The 16,811-nt window shown below is 64.7% G+C and carries 14 protein-coding genes; 6 read left to right on the top strand and 8 right to left on the bottom strand.

Features of this window, described 5'->3' with window-relative positions:
* Positions 1-1,539, bottom strand: a complete 1,539-nt coding sequence (locus tag ACFY5D_RS18815) for an ABC transporter substrate-binding protein (RefSeq protein ID WP_387533445.1) — start codon at positions 1,537-1,539, stop codon at positions 1-3.
* 241 nt (positions 1,540-1,780) lie between these two features.
* Here ACFY5D_RS18815 and ACFY5D_RS18810 point away from each other — a divergent pair, with 241 nt between their 5' ends.
* The gene (locus ACFY5D_RS18810) at positions 1,781-2,464 is read left to right on the top strand and encodes a FadR/GntR family transcriptional regulator (protein WP_387533442.1); all 684 of its coding nucleotides are present in this window, start codon (positions 1,781-1,783) and stop codon (positions 2,462-2,464) included.
* Positions 2,465-2,673: 209 nt separating this feature from the next.
* Here ACFY5D_RS18810 and ACFY5D_RS18805 read toward each other — a convergent pair whose 3' ends face one another.
* The 5 genes from ACFY5D_RS18805 to glp all read right to left on the bottom strand — a co-directional run bounded on the left by ACFY5D_RS18805 (position 2,674) and on the right by glp (position 6,720).
* The gene (locus ACFY5D_RS18805) at positions 2,674-3,123 is read right to left on the bottom strand and encodes a tetratricopeptide repeat protein (RefSeq protein WP_387533439.1); all 450 of its coding nucleotides are present in this window, start codon (positions 3,121-3,123) and stop codon (positions 2,674-2,676) included.
* Positions 3,124-3,129: 6 nt separating this feature from the next.
* Positions 3,130-3,888 carry a 4-hydroxy-tetrahydrodipicolinate reductase gene (gene dapB / locus ACFY5D_RS18800; protein ID WP_387533436.1) on the bottom strand — a complete coding sequence of 253 codons (759 nt, stop codon included), beginning with the start codon at positions 3,886-3,888 and terminating at the stop codon, positions 3,130-3,132.
* Positions 3,889-4,002: 114 nt separating this feature from the next.
* A complete protein-coding gene (locus tag ACFY5D_RS18795) occupies positions 4,003-4,449 on the bottom strand; it encodes a molybdenum cofactor biosynthesis protein MoaE (protein ID WP_387533434.1) in 447 nt (148 codons plus the stop codon).
* On the bottom strand, positions 4,439-5,467 hold the full coding sequence (gene moaCB, locus ACFY5D_RS18790) for a bifunctional molybdenum cofactor biosynthesis protein MoaC/MoaB (RefSeq protein WP_387533431.1): 1,029 nt from the start codon (positions 5,465-5,467) through the stop codon (positions 4,439-4,441). Before moaCB ends, ACFY5D_RS18795 begins: the two co-directional genes overlap by 11 nt.
* The gene (gene glp, locus ACFY5D_RS18785) at positions 5,464-6,720 is read right to left on the bottom strand and encodes a gephyrin-like molybdotransferase Glp (RefSeq protein WP_387533428.1); all 1,257 of its coding nucleotides are present in this window, start codon (positions 6,718-6,720) and stop codon (positions 5,464-5,466) included. Before glp ends, moaCB begins: the two co-directional genes overlap by 4 nt.
* 351 nt (positions 6,721-7,071) lie before the next feature.
* Between glp and moaA the strand changes: the two genes are divergently transcribed.
* Entirely contained in the window at positions 7,072-8,130 is a 1,059-nt protein-coding gene (moaA, locus tag ACFY5D_RS18780) for a GTP 3',8-cyclase MoaA (RefSeq protein WP_387533668.1), read from the top strand.
* Positions 8,130-8,447, top strand: a complete 318-nt coding sequence (locus tag ACFY5D_RS18775) for a MoaD/ThiS family protein (RefSeq protein WP_387533425.1) — start codon at positions 8,130-8,132, stop codon at positions 8,445-8,447. Before moaA ends, ACFY5D_RS18775 begins: the two co-directional genes overlap by 1 nt.
* A 53-nt stretch (positions 8,448-8,500) precedes the next feature.
* On the opposite strand, the gene ACFY5D_RS18770 is transcribed toward ACFY5D_RS18775, so the two are convergent.
* On the bottom strand, positions 8,501-9,259 hold the full coding sequence (locus ACFY5D_RS18770; RefSeq protein ID WP_387533422.1) for a BTAD domain-containing putative transcriptional regulator: 759 nt from the start codon (positions 9,257-9,259) through the stop codon (positions 8,501-8,503).
* A 187-nt stretch (positions 9,260-9,446) separates the two neighbouring features.
* A complete protein-coding gene (locus ACFY5D_RS18765; RefSeq protein ID WP_387533420.1) occupies positions 9,447-10,475 on the bottom strand; it encodes a M12 family metallopeptidase in 1,029 nt (342 codons plus the stop codon).
* 228 nt (positions 10,476-10,703) lie between these two features.
* Between ACFY5D_RS18765 and ACFY5D_RS18760 the strand changes: the two genes are divergently transcribed.
* The 3 genes from ACFY5D_RS18760 to cycA (ACFY5D_RS18750) all read left to right on the top strand — a co-directional run bounded on the left by ACFY5D_RS18760 (position 10,704) and on the right by cycA (ACFY5D_RS18750) (position 16,604).
* Positions 10,704-12,968 (top strand): C1 family peptidase, encoded by a 2,265-nt coding sequence (locus tag ACFY5D_RS18760; RefSeq protein WP_387533417.1) that lies wholly within the window; start codon positions 10,704-10,706, stop codon positions 12,966-12,968.
* Between the two features lie 435 nt (positions 12,969-13,403).
* A complete protein-coding gene (cycA, locus tag ACFY5D_RS18755; RefSeq protein WP_387533414.1) occupies positions 13,404-14,876 on the top strand; it encodes a D-serine/D-alanine/glycine transporter in 1,473 nt (490 codons plus the stop codon).
* Between the two features lie 252 nt (positions 14,877-15,128).
* Entirely contained in the window at positions 15,129-16,604 is a 1,476-nt protein-coding gene (gene cycA, locus ACFY5D_RS18750) for a D-serine/D-alanine/glycine transporter (RefSeq protein ID WP_387533411.1), read from the top strand.
* Positions 16,605-16,811: the final 207 nt, after the last annotated feature.

Genomic DNA, 16,811 nt, shown 5'->3' with positions numbered 1-16,811 from the left:
CTACTTGCCCCCGATTGTGGCAGCCCACGGATAGTAGAGGTAGGCGAACGATGCCGTCGCCCCTGAGATCTTGGAGTTCTGCACCACGATGTTTGGCAGGTAGGAGATCGTGATCCACGGCTGTTGTTCCTGGACCAGCTGCTGGGCCTTGACCGTCAACTCGGCACGCTCTCGTGCATCGACGGTGCTCATGGCCTGGTTCAGGATGCCGTCTGCGGCATCCCAACCGCTGAAGTTCGAGGAGTTGGACTTCCTGAAGACCTGGTAGACATCCAGCGGGTCGGGCACGTTGCCGTAGTAGCTGGTGAAGAACGCGTCCAGCCCCTTGCGGGCGTTCTCATCGAAGTACAGGTTGCCAAACTGTTCCACCGGGATCACCTGGGTTTCGACCGGGATGCCGATGGTCTTTGCGGCCGCCTGGATCACGTTGGCCAACTGTTCGTGCACCGCGGAGGAACCCTGCAGGGCAATGACGACTGGTTTGTCGAACTTCCCGTAGTCCGCGACCAGTGCCTTGGCCTGCTCCACGTCCATGTCCCCGGCATGCGGGTCGGCCGCTTGTTCGAAGATCTCGGCCTGGTCGCCCCAGTAGTCGGGTCCCGCCATGGTCCCGGCACCGATGGCCGAGCCCTGCAGGATGACCCGGCTCATCGCGTCGCGGTCCATCACCAGCGACAGCGCCTTGCGGATGCGCGGGTCGGCGAAGGGTCCCTCGGCACTGGTGCCGCGCAGCGTGAAGAACACCAGGGACTTGCCGTAGGCCACGTCGACCGCTTCGCTCCCGGTCATCTGGGACATGCCGGCCGGTGGCAGGTAGAAGAACTGGCCGTCGACCGATCCCGAACGCAGCGCGTTAACCGCAGTGGACTCGTCGGCAATGAATGACAGGCTCAACTTCTCCACGTGCAGGGGCAGGGAATCGTCCCAGTAGCCGTCGACCCGGGACAGCTCCATGGACTTGCCGCTGTTCCACTCGTCCAGTTGGTAGGGTCCCGTGCACTGCAGGTTCCCCTGCGGGGTGCCGAACTCGCTGCCCGAAGCTTCGGTGGCCTTCTTCTGCACGATCGCTCCGGCGGCGCTGGCCATGCCCTGCGCAAACAATGCATCGGGACGGGCTAGCTTTACCGTGACCTCGCGTTCGCCGGTGACGGTGGCCGAATCGACGTTCAGGAAGTAGTCCGAGAAGTAGCTCGGGCTCTCCGGCCCGGCCTGGCGGCCGATGGAGTAGGCGACGTCCTCGGCAGTCAGGTCTTTCCCATCCCAGAACTTCACGCCGTCCCGCACGGTGTAGACAATTGTGGTGTCGTCCGGGAACTCGACCTTTTCCGCCAGACCCGGTGACATCGACAGGTCGGGGTTCAGGCGCATCAGGCTTTCGCACATGTTGGCCAGGGCGGTGTTCTCCGCGTAGTTGAACGACTTCATGGGGTCCAGGCTCATGGGCTCATAGGGCAGGTTCCAGCGGACCAGGTCCACGTCCTTGCTGCCGGCCGGGGTTGTGGAGAGCAAGGATGCCGGATCAAGCGGTGTCGGTGGCACCGGGTTCTGCCCGACGCAAGACGTCAGTAACAGTGCCAAGACACTGAGCGGCACGAGTGGCCGCAGGGTGCGAAATTGCACTTCTCCTCCAGAAGATTGCATTGGCCATTGCCGCGCCGGGCGGATGCACCAGTGAACAAAATGAACGTGATTCATTTCACAAGACGCTGTTATCCTACAGTCATCAGTTGTCTGATGACCAGACCTTTGTGCAAGAAGTTTACGAGATAGAGTTCATACAATGAAGACAGTTTCGCGGCGCTCACTGGTCGACCTGACGATCGATCAATTGATGGCCGAAATCAGCGGTGGAAACTGGCCTATAGGCTCAAAGATTCCGCCTGAGGCCACCCTTGTTGAAACCATGGGAGTCTCGCGTTCTTCGGTACGCGAGGCCGTCAAGGCACTGGTGCAGCAAGGGCTGCTCTCCACACGCCAGGGCGTGGGCACTTACGTATTGGCCCGCGACGCCACCCAGGTCGCCATCCGCCGCGCCCTGAACCACGCCGACGCAGGGGAAGTGCTTACGGTCCGCAGTTCGATGGACACCCTCGCAGCCACCGAGGCCGCCGCGCACCGCACCGCAGAGGACATTCACATCCTGGAGGAGATCCTGCGGTTGCGAAGCAGGGCCATCCGCGAGAACGACTTTGACGAGTTCGTCGCACAAGACCTCGCCTTCCACCTGGCGGTAGCTGCTGCCACACACAACACGTTGCTCACCGCGCTCTACCAGAGCTTTGACGAATCCTTGCGCCAGTCGATCGCCGGCAATGACTGCTTCTTCTCCTCCGACCAGCTCACCGAAACCGAACCACACTCCAAGTTGCTGCGCGCCATCGCCGACGCCGACCGTGAGGCGGCACGGCAGGCCACGCAGCAGATTCTGGAAATCGCCCACAGCGCGGTCGCTTCCGGAGTGTAATCCTCGCCCCGTCCGCGACCGACCATCCGAGGTCGGCCTCGCGGCGGTTCGTATCCGGCTTCAAGGGCGTATGCCATCTCAGATTCGAACCCCGCCGCACTTTCGGCGAAAGGGCAGGTCCGGACCCATGCGCTCGGCATACAAGTGTGGCCCCGAACCCGCCTTTCGGCGGGTTCGGGGCCACAACTCGTGAAACGGCCGGTGCGCAGCTACTTCTTGGTGCTTGCCCGGTAGAACCCGATGGCCGTGCGCATGGATTCGCGGGCGCGCCTGCGGTCCCCCGACGCGTCATAGGCCAGCGCCAAGCGGTGCCAGGACTTCCACGACTCGGGGTTCGCCTCGACCTCTTCCTTGTACTGCACGAAGTCCTCGTCAGCGGCTGCCTTCACGATGCGCCCGGACGGGGTGCGTGGCAGGTTGTCTTCCGGAAGCAGCCCCTCGGATTCCAGGATGCCCGCCATGGTTTGGGTGCGGGAGCCGAAGAGCACCTCGCGGATCAGGATCCACACGCCCACCAGCGGGATCACCAGCGCCGCAACGCCGATGGCCTTGGCAATCGGTTCGGCGGCGGTGATGAACCGTATGGCCGAGCCGAAGGCCGCAACCAGGTAGAACACGAAGAGCAGCAGGATGGCGCCTACCCAGATCTTGGTTTTCATGCGCGTCTAGCGTCCCAACTCGAGGTAGCCGTCAAGGCCGTAGGTCAGTCCCGGGCGGGAGGCAACGGTGCGCAAGCCCAGCAGGACGCCGGGCATGAAGGATGCGCGGTCGTAGGAATCGTGGCGCAGCGTGAGCTGTTCACCCTCGCCACCGAGCACCACCTCCTGGTGGGCGACGAGCCCACGCAGGCGCACCGAGTGCACGTGGATGCCGTCGACGACTGCGCCGCGGGCACCGTCAAGCTGGGTTTCGGTGGCGTCCGGGCTCGGTGCCACGCCGGCGGCGGCGCGTTCGGCGGCGATCAGTTCGGCGGTGCGCACCGCGGTGCCCGAGGGAGCATCGACCTTGTTTGGGTGATGCAGCTCGATGATTTCCACCGACTCGAAATAGCGTGCGGCGGTGGCGGCGAAGGCGCTGGCCAGCACGGAGCCCAGGGCGAAGTTCGGGGCGATGAGCACGCCGGTTCCCGGGTTCTTGGCCAGCAGTTCCTGCAGGGAGGCGCGCTTGGCGTCGTCCCAGCCGGTGGTGCCGACCACTGCGTGCAGGCCGTGCTCGACCGCGAAGCGGACGTTTTCCTCGGTGCTCGCCGGTACGCTCAGGTCCACCACGTGGGTGGCACCGGCATCCAGAATGGCCTGGAGCTTGTCGCCGCGGCCCAGCGCCGCTACGAGTTCCATGTCGGTGGCGGAGCTTACGGCCTTGACGGCCTCGGCTCCCATTCGTCCTGATGCGCCGATGACGGCGACTTTTAGCGGTGCACTCATGGGTTCTAGCGTATCGGGAATTGCGCCCCGGCACGGAGTCGATGACCTCGGTCGGGTCCGTCAATGCCAGTGATGCGCATTACCCCTGCGCGACGGCGCCGCGACGGTGCGGGCTTAGGCGCTGCCGACCCATTCGACGTGCCCGTCGGCGAAGAACTGTTCCTTCCACACCGGCACGTTCGCCTTGACCGTCTCGACGAGGTCGCGGCAGGCATCGAAGGCCTCGCCGCGGTGCGCCGAGGCAGCGGCAGCAACCAGCGCGGCGTCGCCGATCTGCAGCTCCCCCACCCGGTGGGCGGCCCAGAGCCGGGTTCCGGGGTGTCGGGAGGCCACCTCGGCAACCAACTCGCCCATGCGGGCGTTGGCGCTCGGGTGTGCGCTGTAGGTCAGCTTCACGACTTCCTTGCCGCCGTCGTGGTTGCGCACGATGCCGCCGAAGGTGACGACGGCCCCGGTGCGCTCCGACTCGACCTCGTCCCAGGCGGTGTTCACGTCAAGGGGCGTGTCGCTGACCGCAGCGTAGACGACCTCGCCCGGTGCAGCGGGATCCTTAGTGGCCATGCCGGCCCTCGATCTGGTCGCAGATGTGCTCGATCAGCGGAGACAGCACCGTCAGCCCGTCCATCACGCCGGAGGGCGAACCCGGCAGGTTCACGATGAAGGTCTCGCCCGCAACGCCTGCATGCCCGCGGCTGAGGGCGGCCAGCGGCGTGTTGGCCCGGCCGGTGGCGCGCAGCGCCTCCATGATGCCGGGGATCGTGCGGTTCAGCAGAGTCTCGGTTTCCTCCGGGGTGGTGTCGTCCGGGTTCAGCCCGGTGCCGCCGCTGGTGATGATGACCCGCGTGCCGGCCAGTAGCAGTCCCTGCAGGGCCGCGCCGACGCTCGGGCCGTCCGGCACGATGACCGCCGGCATGACGTCGAAGTTGTGTTCCTGGAGCCAGTCGCTGATCACCGGGGCGCTGGCATCCTCGTAGATGCCGAGTGCCGCGCGGGTGGATGAGATCAGGATGGCGGCCTTACGCGGGCCGGGCAGTGGTTCGCAGGCGCTCATGCGCGGAGTTCTCCTTGGGGGGTTTTCGTGTAGTTGCGGCGCGATGTTCCAGGATCCGGACTTGCCGCCGGACTTGGCCAGCACGCGCATGCCGTCGATGCTTGCATGCTTGTCGACGGCCTTGATCATGTCATACAGGGCCAAGGCCGCAGTGCTCACGGCGGTCAGCGCCTCCATTTCCACGCCCGTGACGCCGCGGGTCTTCACCGTGGCCAGGATGCGCACGGACCCGGCCGGGTCGAGCTCGAAGTCGATGACGACCTTGGAAATCGGCAACGGGTGGCACAGCGGAATGAGTTCGGAGGTCTTCTTGGCGCCCATGATGCCGGCGATGCGGGCCACGGCCAGGGCATCGCCCTTCGGCATCCCGGCGGCGGAGACCAGGGCGAGCACCTCTGCTGTGGTGTGCAGCGTCGCCTCGGCCGTTGCCTCGCGGCTGGTCTCGGCCTTGGCGCTGACATCGACCATGTGGGCGCTGCCGTCGGCGCGCACGTGCGACAGCGCGGAAGGTGGTTGCTCCTGGCTCATGAGCCGTCTCCAATGACTAGAGTTTGCACTATCTGGCCCGCGGCGAGTTCGGTGGTGTCCTCGTCGATGAGGATGAACGCGTTGCTGGCCGCAAGCGCCGCCAGCAGGTGCGAGGAAGCCCCGCCCAACGGGGTGAAGGAACCGTCCCGGTAGGTGCCGCGGCGAACCTGTAGTTTACCGGGCATCGACCCCATGTCTTCGACGAGCGTTGCCTCGAGCCGCGGCCTGGCGGGCAGTGCCAGGTGTTCGGCGAGCGCCGGGCGCAGGAAGATCTCGAAGCTGACAAAGGCGCTGACCGGGTTGCCGGGGAAGGCGATGAAGGCGACGGGGTCGCAGCCGGGCAGGGCCAGGGTTCCGGAACCCTGGGGTCCGCCGGGCTGCATGGCGACGGATCCGAATTCCATGCCGTGGGTTGCCAGCACCTCCTTGACCACGTCGAAGGCCCCCTTGGAGATGCCGCCGCTGCTGATGGCCAAGTGGTAGCCGCGCTCGCCGGACGTCAGGGCCGCGCGCAGGGAGTCGGTGAAGAGCGCGGGCGAGTCATCGAGCACGCCGACCGTGGTGACGTTGCAGCCCGCCGCCTCGAGGGCCGAGGCCAGCAGGGTGGTGTTGGCGTCGTGGATCTGTCCGGGGCCGAGCTCTCCCCCGGGTGCCACGAGCTCATCGCCGGTGGACAGCAGCAGCACCGACGGGCGCCGGGTGACCTCCACTTCGCCGATGCCCAGCCCCGCGAGGATGCCCAGGCTGGTGGGACCCAGCCTCGTGCCCGCCTCCATGACGGTGTCCCCCGCGGCGATGTCGCTGCCCGTCGCGCGGACGTAGGCACCGGACTCGGCGGTGTTCGGCAGTTGCACCGTGAAACCCGCGGCAAGCTGCGCCTCGTCGGGGAAGCGGTCGGGCACCGCCGCCTCGATGGGAACGACGGCGTTGGCCCCGGCGGGGATCGGCGCCCCCGTCATGATGGGAGCCGTGCTCCCCCGTTCGAGTGCCGGCGCCGCCTCGCCGGCGGCGATCGGGGCCACCACGCGCAACGCTCCGTCGCCCAGGTCCCCGGTGTGCACGGCGTACCCGTCCATCTGGGAGTTGTCCCACGGCGGCAACGAGCGCGGGGCGCCAAGTGTCGCCGCGAGTCGTCGTCCCCGCGCATCGAGCAGCCGAACCGTTTCGCTTCCAAGGTCCACGAGTGCCGCATCGACAAGTTCCCTGATGCTGTCTTGGTGCCCTGCGACGCTACGGCGGAATGGTGAGGTCATGGCACCATCCTAGGGTCTTGCCCTCCACCGCAGGGCCTTCGGGGCCCGGAAGAAGCGATTCCGGACCGCTGCCGAACCTGCCGGCCTCCGGCTACGGACCGGTGCACCCTGCAGGCGATAATTACTGCTGGTTAAACCGTCCGGCGATTCCTCAAAACCTCCATCCATCGCCGACAAAGGCCCGCAGATGCGAAAAGTTGGTTCACGCTTCTCCGCGAATCGGAGAACATGCGCATCCGTCATCCGGGGTTGGCCGATCGACCCCGCGGAACAAAGCCACTGTCGGTGGTCTACCCTCGATATATGGCGACGCACACAGATACACCCCGCTCCACGACCGTCAGCCTCCCCATGCCCACGATCCTGCCACCCGCCCCCGCCGATGCCCCCGGGTTGAGCGACAAATTCGGCAGGCAGGCCACAGACCTGCGCATTTCGCTGATCGACAAGTGCAACCTGCGCTGCACCTACTGCATGCCCGCCGACGGCCTGGCCTGGCTCCCCAAATCCAAGCTGCTCACCCTCGAGGAAATCACCCGCATCGTGCGCATCGGCGTGCGCGACCTCGGCATCCGCGAACTGCGCCTCACCGGCGGCGAACCGCTGGTCCGCGTGGACCTGACCCAGATCATTGCAGCAGTCCGTGAAGAGTTCCCGGAGCTGCCCATCTCGCTGACCACCAACGGCGTGGGTCTCGCCAAGAAGGCCGCGGCGCTCGCCGAGGCCGGGCTGAGCCGCATCAACGTCTCGCTCGACACCCTGCATGCCGAAACCTTTGCCACGCTGACCCGGCGCGACCACATCGATTCGGTGTTCGAGGGCATCGACGCGGCGCGAGCCGTCGGCTTGGCACCGGTGAAAATCAATGCGGTGCTGATGCGCGGCATCAACGACGAGCAGGCGCCCGAGCTGCTGGCCTGGGCGCTGGAGCGCGGGCTTGAGCTGCGCTTCATCGAGCAGATGCCGTTGGATGCCGACCACACGTGGCGCAAGGACAACATGGTCACCGCCGCCCAGCTGCGCGCCTACCTGGAGCCCCGCTTCATCCTGAACCCGGACACGCGGCCGCGCGACGGTGCGCCGGCCGAGCGCTTCCTGGTGTCCACCCATGCGGATCCGCAAACGATCCTGGGCGCCGTTGGAATCATCGCTTCTGTGTCCGAGCCGTTCTGCGCCGACTGCCGCCGCACCCGCATCACCGCCGAGGGCAAGGTCATGAGCTGCCTGTTCTCGCGCGAGGAAACTGACTTGAGCGCGCTCCTGCGCGACGGTTCCAGCGACACCGACGTCGCCGAACGCTGGCGAGCCGCGATGTGGGGAAAGCCCCGGGCGCACGGCATGGACCACGTGGGGCTGGGCTCCAAGGACTTTGTACAATCGGACCGCTCCATGAGCGCCATCGGAGGATAATGCGCATTCGCTATTTCGCGGCAGCCGCCCAGGCTGCCGGCACCCACGAGGAACACCTCGACCTTGACGAGCTGCTGGCCGGCACCCCGGACCACGACGGGGAGGCAACGCTGGGGCACGTGCTGGAACTGCTCTCGGCACGCGAACCGATCGCCGCACCGGCGAGCGGCGACCTGCTGGTGCGCCGGGCCACCTCGCTGGGCACGGTGTTGCTCCGCTGCAGTTTCCTCGTCAACGGGGTCAGCGCACAAGACCATTCCCGGGCACTGAAGCCAACCGACGAACTCGACATCCTGCCGCCCTTTGCCGGGGGCTAGCCCGAAGCGACGCTTGGCCATGCGCCGGGACTGACTGCGTACGGGCCCCGCCCTCAGGGATGGTCCATCCGGAGGTAGGGTGCCATGCGCACGGCTAGTTCCGGGGACGGCTCAACCCCCAGCTCGTCCATGACCAAGCGCCGGTACTCCTCGAACCGGCGTTTTGCCACCTGCCGGTTCCCTTCACCCAAATACGCCTCAAACAGCGTTGCCTGGGCAGACTCCCGCAGCGGGTCGGCGTGGCACACGACAAGTGCCGCATCCAGGGCCTCGGCATGTCGGCCGGCCAGCCGGAGCTCTCGACTCATGCATTCCATGGCATGGAGCATTTGCTGCTGAAGCCTGCCGCGTTCCAGTTCGATCCAATCGTCGAAGACACCCGGCAGGATTTCCGCGGTGCAAATGTTCCTGGGCACCCACGCCAGGTCGGTGGCCCGCAGCTTTCCCGAGATGAGGCGGGCGGCCCAGTCCTCCAGCAACTGAATGTCCACGGTGACGCCGTCGGCCAGCGCCAGGCGGTGCTCATCCGAGCTGACCAGTCCGATGTCGTCGCGACGGAGCCGCCAGAGCTCGACCCTCAGATTGCCTGCCGCCCGCGCCGCACACACGTCCGGCCAGAGGGTACTCGCCACGTACCGGCGATCGTGTTCGCCCCGGTTGAACGCCAGATAGGCAAGCAGCCGGGTATGCCCGTCCGTGAGGTGTCGCTGCCTCCCGCCCAACGCGGCGTAAGGGGGCCCGATGAGGTGGATCGAGCGAACCGGCTCACTCCGGCATTCGGCTTCCAGCGCACGCACAAGTCCCAAAGTCATGATGTCCCCCAGCCGTAGAAAACCATCGACAAGGCCACCGTATGTACCCCGGGAACTCTTGGCTATTGAACTAAAGACGATAGACAAGCATCGCCTTTCATGCTGTGGCACTTGCACTCGGAGCCGCGGGACTTCCCGACCCACCCTTTCCAACGTTGAATTCCAGGAGTTGAAGTCCAGCCACGCGCTACCAGAGCATGATCCCGGTGTGCCCCGAGGCGCCCGCCCAGTAGAGCCGGACGCGCGCGACGTATTTCCTGTCCTTGAACAGCTTCACCTGAATCTTCGCGTTCCGGTCCGTACCGCTGTCATCGTTGGCCGCCAGCTGGCGGAGCTGTCCATCGACCTCCTCGAAGAGCACGAGCACGGTATCGGCCGTCCCAAAGGTTCCCAACTCGTACTTCCGCGTTTCACCCGGCACGATGTTGAAGTTCGCTTGTCCCCCGGGTACCAGCGACAGCGGCACCGACACGAATGGCTTCAGCGACGGAATCGCCGCCTTCAGCGCCGGATAGAAGCGCAGGACCCATTCCTTGTCCGCGGCGGAGAGTCCCCCTGCGGGTTCCAGCCCGTCGTGGTACTGGGCCGGCTGGACGATCAGCCCTGCGGGGAACCAGTACTCCATCACGGAGTTCGGATCCCAGTTGGAGCCCTCGACCTCGCTGGGGTCGATCTTGCTCAGGACGTTGGAGAAGGTCTGTTCGCGGGACCAGTTGTTGGGTTCGCCGGTGAAGTAGTCGTAGACCTTCTGTTCGTCCCAGACGATGCCCGCGAACGGGCTCTGGTGCTCATGGGGCATGCCCAAGGTGTGCCCGATTTCGTGCAGCGCCGTTGTATGGCCGTATGCGTCGGTCAGGTCCCACCCGAAGTTCATGGTCGGCTGCGTGGCCGCAATGCCCAGGATGTCCCGCCCGATGTAGGACCACGATCCATCGGCCTGGTCGAAGCCGATGCGCACCTCGGCCTCGCTGCTGTTCTGCACCTCGACGAACTCCAGACCGATCTTCAGTGCCTTCCATTCCGTGAAGGCGTCCCGGACTGCCTGAAGCTGGGGGGCTGGTCCGTTGAAGAACCAGTAGTGCAACACGGTCCCATTGACCCACTTGGTGGCCAGGAGCCGTAGGAGGCGCATCCGTTCGTCGGTCATCCCGGGCGGAATGATCCGCGGGGTGCGCGGCTTGACTGTGCAGGCCGGGCGTGCGGTTTTTTTGCTCATCGTCTTTCTCCTTGGTTGCTGGAACCGCTGGCACTTCCAGAACGCAGCATCGTGGCTCCGCTCCGGGCAGTACAACACGGGCCGCGTCACCAAACAGTTACCGATGGCCGGGCCGCCGGCGCAAGGCACGCTGCCGCCGGTTCACGGTGACGGGCTGGTAACGGCCCGGACTGATAATGGGCAGCCAGAAGCTACCTTCCCATCCCGGAAATCGAAGGAGCGCGAACCATGCCCAAGACGCTTCCGCCGGGTGTTGCCGAGACCGCGAGCGGGAGCTTTGTGCTTGCCGTCAAACCTGACGTCTTTGACGGGCGCGACCTGGAATACCGGCCACAGCTGCATCCCCTGCCCCCTGTCATGGACACCAGGGGAACCGACCGCGTGGTGCTCACCCAGGAGGGCAATTCCTGCACCGGACACGCCGTGGCGGCCATGATCAACACGGTCCTGGCTGCGGGCCCCAATCCGATCCTGGTCAGCCCGTACATGCTCTACTGCATGGCGCGCCGCTACGACGAGTTCGAAGGGAGCGATGACGCCGGCTCCTCCCTGCGCGGGGCACTCAAGGGCTGGCTCTACCACGGGGTGGTTTCAGATACCGACTGGCCGGACCTCGAACACGACCTGGACATCGACCGCGACCCCGTGTTGAGTGCAAAGGCGATGCAAAACCCGCTGGGCGCCTTCTACCGTGTCAATGCGTTCCGGTTGGACGACCTTCAATCTGCAGTGAACGAGCTGCGCGCCATTGCGGTGTCGGCCCAGGTGCACACCGGCTGGCTCAATCCCACGCCAATCCTGCGTCCGGACGGCACCACCTTGTACCTGATCGAGAAAACCGCGGAATCCGCCCATCTGGGTGGCCACGCCTTCGCCATCGTTGGCTACAACGACGTTGGATTCCTTGTCCAGAACAGCTGGGGATCCGGCTGGGGCCGCAACGGGTTTGCGACGTTGGCCTATGAAGACTGGTTGACGTCCGCCTACGACGCGTGGGTGGCCCGCCCGGGCGTCCCCTCGAGCGTGAACCTGCGCAACATCACGCAGGTCGTCACCACCACCTCCGGTGTCGTCTCCCAAGGACCGGGACCGGATTTGGACAGGCTGCAGGGGCATGTGGTGAACCTGGGAAACGATGGAAGGCTCTCCACCTCGGGCCGCTTCATCAGCACCCCGGCACAGATCGACCACATCTTCGGGCAAATGCAGTCCGTCCACGAACGCTGGAACGCGGAGGATGCGGCATCCGGAAACGCGCCGGTGCGCCGTGTCGTCTTCTATGCGCACGGCGGGCTGGTCAGCGAGGGTGCGGGGCTGAATCTGGCCCAGGCACAGCTGAACTGGTGGATGAACAACCATGTCTATCCGGTGTTCTTTGCCTGGCAGAGCGGACCGGTCGAAACGCTGGTCGACCAGGTCGTGGACATGTTGCGGGACAAGTTGCCCTTCGGGACCATGGGCTTCGACATGGTCGAACAGGTCGATCGCTTCGTGGAACGCTTTGCCCGTTCGCACATGACATGGCTCTGGAAGCAAATGAAGCAGAACGCCGCCGCCGCTTCCCTGCCGCTGCCCCACCCCGTCATCTGGCCGCCGGACGACGGGGCTGCGATCGACATGGCCTCCATGCCGGGGGCGGCACTCGTGGCCGACAGATTGCGCAGGTACATGGACCTGCCCGGGGCGGAAGGGGTTGAGGTGCACCTGGCCGGGCACAGCGCCGGTTCGATTTTCGGCGCCAACTTCCTGTCCCGGCTGTTGGCGGAGAAGATTCCGGTTGCCTCGCTGTCGTGGTTGGCACCGGCCATCAGGGTCGATGAGTTCGTCCGACTGGTGCTCCCCTCGCTGGAACAGCACCAGGTGGGCCGGTTCGTCTCCTTCGGCATGAGCGACAAGTTCGAGCTCGATGACAGCGTGGGCACCGGTTTCCTGAAGATCTACCAAAAGTCCCTGCTGTACCTGGTGTCCCGGGGGCTCGAAGATCCTCTGGTCGCGGGTGCCACGGACGTTCCGATTCTCGGCATGCAGCGCTTTGCCAACGAACCCTTGGGCGCCTCAACCCTGGGTGGCACGTTGGCCGGACTTGGGGCCGACCTAGTCTGGTCGCCGACCGAAACCCCGGCCCGGAACCGGACGAGTTCCAGCAGCCACATGGCCTTCGACGAGGACATCTCCAGCATGACCTCGGTGATGCTGCGGATCCTGGATCTCGCGGTGCCGACCCCGCGGATCACCTTCAAGACCTACGCGGCCGAACTCGCCCTGGCCGGCCGTCCGAATGACGGGAAGACCGGTGCCGCGGCCGAAGCCGGCGGAGAAATCCAAACGGTCACCGTCGGATCTGGCGGAGAAGTTCCGGTTTCCACCACGGGGCATGCGCAGACCCCACGGGAAGCGGCACCCTCCGCGCGGCGCGCTGCTGGGACCAAGCGCCCCGTCGCCAAGCGTGCCAAGGGCACCCCGGACACCGGCGGAGCCAAGCCAAAGTCGTGACTGCTTCCGCATGCAACCCGGCGACAGCCCAGCTGTAGCCGCCACGGACCCTGTGCTGGGGACAAGTGGGGCGATTTCCTGCGTCATCTCGGGAGCTGGAGACCGACAAGTGTTTCGAAGCGACCTCAGGGTTTGGCTGTAGGGCCGGCCAGCAGTCCAGAGCGGTCGGCGACCGGTCTTTTCGCTGCGGCTGTGGTGCAGCCCAGAGGGGCAAAACACGAGCCCCGCGCAGCCCCGCCCGGCCAAACATTCGGGTGTCCGGCGCCAACCTGCGAGTTCGTCGGGCAGCCCCGTACGGAAGCACACGATTCCGGCGCTCCAGCGCGAAAATGGGAGGCATGTTTCCCCTGAACAAAGCCCGATTTCGGGCGTATGGTTTTGAAGGACAGGTAGTTCCCATCACCTTTCATTCGTCTTAGACCAAGGATCTGAATCATGAGTGAAAAATCCACCGAAACCGAGTGGGAGGAAATCGTTCCTCAGGCCAGTCCCCCACTCCAGCGGGCTCTGTCAAACCGCCATATCCAACTCATGGCCATTGGCGGCGCCATCGGCACGGGCTTGTTCATGGGATCCGGAAAGACCATCTCGGTCGCCGGCCCTTCCGTCATTTTTGTGTACATGATCATCGGCTTCATGCTCTTCTTCGTCATGCGCGCCATGGGCGAATTGCTGCTCAGCAACCTCCAGTACAAGAACTTCGGAGACTTCGCCGGCGACATCCTTGGGCCCTGGGCCTCGTTCTTCACGGGGTGGACCTACTGGTTCTGCTGGATCGTCACGGGCATTGCGGACGTGGTCGCGATCGCGCACTACGTGGCTTTCTGGTGGCCAGATCTGGCCCTTTGGATCCCGGCGTTGACCTGCATCTTGGTCCTGCTCGCCCTGAACCTGCCAACGGTTAGGGCCTTCGGTGAGACCGAGTTCTGGTTCGCGCTGATCAAGATCATTGCCATCATGGCCCTGATCGTCACCGGCCTGGTCATGATCATCACCGGCTTCGAGACCGAGGGCGCCCACGCGTCCTTCGCCAACCTGTGGGAGCACGGCGGGATGTTCCCGACCGGGTTCATGGGCTTCGTCGCTGGATTCCAGATCGCGGTGTTTGCGTTCGTCGGAATCGAGCTGGTCGGTACCGCCGCTGCCGAGACCAAGGATCCGGAGAGGAACCTGCCGCGCGCTGTGAACTCCATCCCCATCCGCGTCCTGCTGTTCTACGTGGGTTCGCTGATCATCTTGATGGCGGTGCGCCCTTGGACCAGCTACACCGCCGACGAATCGCCGTTCGTGGGCATGTTCGCCCTGGCCGGCCTGGTCGGCGCCGCGGGCGTCGTCAACTTCGTGGTCCTCACCTCGGCTACTTCGAGCGCAAACTCGGGCATCTACTCCACATCCCGCATGGTCTACGGCCTGGCCCGCGAGGGTGACGCGCCCAAGGCTTTCGGCAGGTTGTCCAGCCGCAAGGTCCCGAAGAATGCGTTGATCTTCTCATGCATGTTCCTGCTGGCCGGCGTGGTGCTGCTGTATGCAGAGGGGTCGGTTGCCGAGGCATTCACCCTGGTCACCACGATTTCCGCCCTCTGCTTCATGTTCGTGTGGACGATGATCATGGTCAGCTACATCGTCTACCGCCGTCGCCGCCCGCACCTGCATGAAGCCAGCAAGTTCAAGATGCCCGGCGGAGTATTCATGTCATACGTCGTGCTCGCGTTCTTCGGTTTCATCATCTGGGCGCTGACCCAGCAGCCAGACACCCTGATGGCGTTGATCTTCACGCCTATCTGGTTTGTGCTGCTGTCCTTCGGCTACGTAATGCTGCGCCGGAACCCGGAGCACGCGAAGATCCGTGCCGCACACGATGTGAAGGTCGCCCGGGAACACGAGGAGCGCAAGGCACGTCTCCAGTAACGCCCCCAGATGGACACTGCCACACAAATACGATCCCCGTCCCCCCGAATTCGAGGGACGGGGATCGTTGTTTTGCGCTTCTTGGGGCGCCCCCGCCCAAACCGTTTCCTTGGAGATTCCGCGCTGATCACCGTCGATTCTGATCCGTCCAGCATCTGTCTCGCATTTAAGTTTCTTGCCTCTCCCGTCGTATGGTTCTAAGCATTGTGTATTTTCCCTCACATTGAACGACTAACATCCGAGGATCAGTAAATGACTGAAAAAGCCACCACGACGAGGCAGGAGTCGGCCGCTTCAGGCGCCAACCCTCCGCTCGAACGGGCACTTTCAAACCGTCACATTCAACTCATGGCCATCGGTGGAGCCATCGGCACCGGCTTGTTCATGGGATCCGGAAAAACCATCTCCGTGGCTGGTCCATCGGTAATCTTCGTCTACATGATCATCGGCTTCATGCTGTTCTTCGTCATGCGGGCCATGGGTGAATTGCTGCTGAGCAACCTCGCCTACAAGAACTTCTCTGACTTCGCCGGAGACATCCTGGGTCCCTGGGCCGCATTCTTCACCGGCTGGACCTACTGGTTCTGCTGGGTTGTCACAGGCATTGCCGACGTCGTCGCCATCGCCCACTACGTGGCCTTCTGGTGGCCGAACCTTCCGCTCTGGATCCCGGCGCTCGCCTGCATCCTGCTGTTGCTGGGCTTGAACCTCCCCACGGTAAAGGCCTTCGGCGAAACCGAGTTCTGGTTTGCCCTGATCAAGATCGTGGCCATCCTTGCCCTGATCGTCACCGGCCTGGTCATGATCATCACCGGTTTCGAGACCGAGGGAGCACGTGCCTCCTTCACCAACCTGTGGGCGCACGGCGGAATGTTCCCGACCGGTTTCATGGGCTTCGTGGCCGGCTTCCAGATTGCCGTCTTCGCCTTCGTGGGCATCGAACTCGTGGGTACCGCGGCAGCCGAAACCAAGGACCCGGAAAAGAACCTGCCCCGCGCCGTGAACTCCATCCCGATCCGCGTGCTGCTCTTCTACGTGGGCGCGCTGGTCATCCTCATGGCGGTTCGCCCGTGGACCGGCTACACCGCCGACGAATCGCCGTTCGTTGGCATGTTTGCCCTCGCAGGCCTCGTGGGCGCCGCAGGCGTAGTGAACTTCGTGGTCCTGACCTCGGCTACGTCGAGCGCCAACTCCGGCATCTACTCGACCTCGCGCATGGTCTACGGACTCGCCCAGGAAGGGGATGCCCCGAAGGCCTTCGGCAAGCTCTCCAGCCGCAAGGTGCCGAAGAACGCACTGATCTTCTCCTGCATGTTCCTGCTCGCCGGCGTGGTCCTGCTGTACGCGGAGGGCTCCGTGGCCGAGGCCTTCACCTTGGTCACCACGATCTCGGCACTGTGCTTCATGTTCGTCTGGTCGATCATCCTGATCAGCTACATCGTCTACCGCCGTCGCCGTCCGCACCTGCACGAGGCCAGCAAGTTCAAGATGCCGGGCGGTACGTTCATGCCGTACGTGGTGCTCGCATTCTTCGTCTTCATCCTGTGGGCGCTGACCACCAAGGCAGATACCCTCGCGGCACTGATCTTCACGCCGATCTGGTTCGTGCTGCTGGGCATCGGCTACATGATGTTGCGCCGCAACCCTCGGCATGCCGCGATCCGCGCGGCACATGATGCCAAGGTTGCCCAGGAACATGAAGAACGCAAGGAGCGCGTCGGGGCATAACACCCGGAAGCGCGACTCTTCCTTGCAAGAGGCCGGCGTGCAGAGATCCCCACGGGTGACTCTGCACGCCGGCCTCTTTGGTTTTGCCCATCGGCGGGCTCCGCCAAGGACAGCTTCCAGGCCGTGCCGCGAGCCGAGAAACGAATGAGGGGTTGTTCGCGCCGGAAATTTCCGGCGCGAACACCCAGACCAGCTAAAAACACAGAG

Source organism: Paeniglutamicibacter sp. NPDC012692, assembly GCF_042901625.1.
In the GTDB taxonomy this organism is placed as follows: domain Bacteria; phylum Actinomycetota; class Actinomycetes; order Actinomycetales; family Micrococcaceae; genus Paeniglutamicibacter.
Note: the sequence above shows the minus strand (reverse complement) of the source record. Positions and strands in the feature narration are given on the sequence as shown.

Coding starts and splice junctions, on each gene's coding strand:
- glp (WP_387533428.1), bottom strand. CDS start 6,720: ATGACCTCACCATTCCGCCGTAGCGTCGCAGGGCACCAAGACAGCATC.
- dapB (WP_387533436.1), bottom strand. CDS start 3,888: ATGAGTGCACCGCTAAAAGTCGCCGTCATCGGCGCATCAGGACGAATG.
- ACFY5D_RS18770 (WP_387533422.1), bottom strand. CDS start 9,259: ATGACTTTGGGACTTGTGCGTGCGCTGGAAGCCGAATGCCGGAGTGAG.
- cycA (WP_387533411.1), top strand. CDS start 15,129: ATGACTGAAAAAGCCACCACGACGAGGCAGGAGTCGGCCGCTTCAGGC.
- ACFY5D_RS18765 (WP_387533420.1), bottom strand. CDS start 10,475: ATGAGCAAAAAAACCGCACGCCCGGCCTGCACAGTCAAGCCGCGCACC.
- moaCB (WP_387533431.1), bottom strand. CDS start 5,467: ATGAGCCAGGAGCAACCACCTTCCGCGCTGTCGCACGTGCGCGCCGAC.
- ACFY5D_RS18760 (WP_387533417.1), top strand. CDS start 10,704: ATGCCCAAGACGCTTCCGCCGGGTGTTGCCGAGACCGCGAGCGGGAGC.
- moaA (WP_387533668.1), top strand. CDS start 7,072: ATGCCCACGATCCTGCCACCCGCCCCCGCCGATGCCCCCGGGTTGAGC.
- ACFY5D_RS18805 (WP_387533439.1), bottom strand. CDS start 3,123: ATGAAAACCAAGATCTGGGTAGGCGCCATCCTGCTGCTCTTCGTGTTC.
- ACFY5D_RS18795 (WP_387533434.1), bottom strand. CDS start 4,449: ATGGCCACTAAGGATCCCGCTGCACCGGGCGAGGTCGTCTACGCTGCG.
- ACFY5D_RS18810 (WP_387533442.1), top strand. CDS start 1,781: ATGAAGACAGTTTCGCGGCGCTCACTGGTCGACCTGACGATCGATCAA.
- cycA (WP_387533414.1), top strand. CDS start 13,404: ATGAGTGAAAAATCCACCGAAACCGAGTGGGAGGAAATCGTTCCTCAG.
- ACFY5D_RS18775 (WP_387533425.1), top strand. CDS start 8,130: ATGCGCATTCGCTATTTCGCGGCAGCCGCCCAGGCTGCCGGCACCCAC.